Below are 1,326 nucleotides of genomic sequence, written 5' to 3'. Positions count from 1 at the left end.
CAAGCCGATCCGCAGACTCGATCGGGTGATCATTCGTTTCGCCGGTGATTCCGGTGACGGTATGCAGCTGACCGGTGACCGGTTCACTTCGGAGACGGCGTCGTTCGGTAACGACCTGTCGACGTTGCCGAACTTCCCGGCGGAGATCCGGGCGCCTGCCGGGACTCTTCCGGGTGTGTCGTCGTTCCAGTTGCATTTCGCGGATCACGACATCCTGACGCCGGGGGATGCCCCGAACGTGTTGGTGGCGATGAATCCGGCGGCGTTGAAGGCGAATCTGGCGGATCTGCCGCGGGGTGCGGAGATCATCGTGAACACGGACGAGTTCACGAAGCGGGCGTTGGCGAAGGTGGGGTACGCGGCGGATCCTCTGGTGGACGGTTCGCTGGAGGGTTTCCATCTGCACAAGGTGCCGTTGACGACGCTGACGTTGGAGGCGTTGAAGGACAGCGGTCTGGCGCGCAAGGACGCGGAGCGGGCGAAGAACATGTTCGCCCTGGGGTTGTTGTCGTGGATGTATCACCGGCCGACGCAGGGGACGGAGTCGTTCCTGCGGGCGAAGTTCGCGAAGAAGCCGCAGATCGCGGAGGCGAACGTCAGCGCGTTCCGGGCGGGTTGGAACTTCGGGGAGACGACGGAGTCGTTCGCGGTCTCCTACGAGGTGCCGCCGGCGAGGTTGCCGGCGGGCCGGTACCGGAACATCTCGGGGAACCTGGCGTTGTCGTACGGGTTGATCGCGGCGGCGCGGCGGTCGGGTCTGCCGTTGTATCTGGGGTCGTATCCGATCACGCCGGCGTCGGACATCCTGCACGAGTTGAGCCGGCACAAGAACTTCGGGGTGCGGACCTTCCAGGCGGAGGACGAGATCGCGGGGATCGGTGCGGCGCTGGGCGCGGCGTTCGGCGGGGCGTTGGGGGTGACGACGACGTCGGGGCCGGGTGTGGCGCTGAAGTCGGAGACGATCGGGCTGGCGGTGTCGCTGGAACTGCCGTTGCTGATCGTGGACATCCAGCGGGGCGGGCCGTCGACCGGCCTGCCGACGAAGACCGAGCAGGCGGACCTGCTGCAGGCGATGTTCGGGCGCAACGGCGAGGCGCCGGTGCCGATCGTCGCTCCGGCCACCGCGGCGGAGTGCTTCGACGCGGCGCTGGAGGCGGCCCGTATCGCGGTCACCTACCGCACCCCGGTGTTCCTGCTCTCGGACGGCTACCTGGCCAACGGCTCGGAGCCGTGGCGGATCCCCGAGGTCGACGAACTGCCCGAGATCGACCCGCACTTCGCCACCGGCCCCAACCGCGAGGACGGCGCGTTCTGGCCGTACCTGCG

1 protein-coding gene is annotated in these 1,326 nt (G+C 67.9%); it reads left to right on the top strand.

Translation table 11 applies throughout. The annotated features are described in order from the left end of the window. Window positions 1-7: 7 nt before the first annotated feature. A partial coding sequence (locus ABZ449_RS42150) for a 2-oxoacid:acceptor oxidoreductase family protein (protein WP_360357471.1) occupies window positions 8-1,326 on the top strand: 1,319 nt, incomplete at its 3' end.

Origin of the sequence: Kitasatospora sp. NPDC005856, assembly GCF_040629945.1 — a bacterium.
Lineage (GTDB): Bacteria > Actinomycetota > Actinomycetes > Streptomycetales > Streptomycetaceae > Kitasatospora.
Note: the sequence above shows the minus strand (reverse complement) of the source record. Positions and strands in the feature narration are given on the sequence as shown.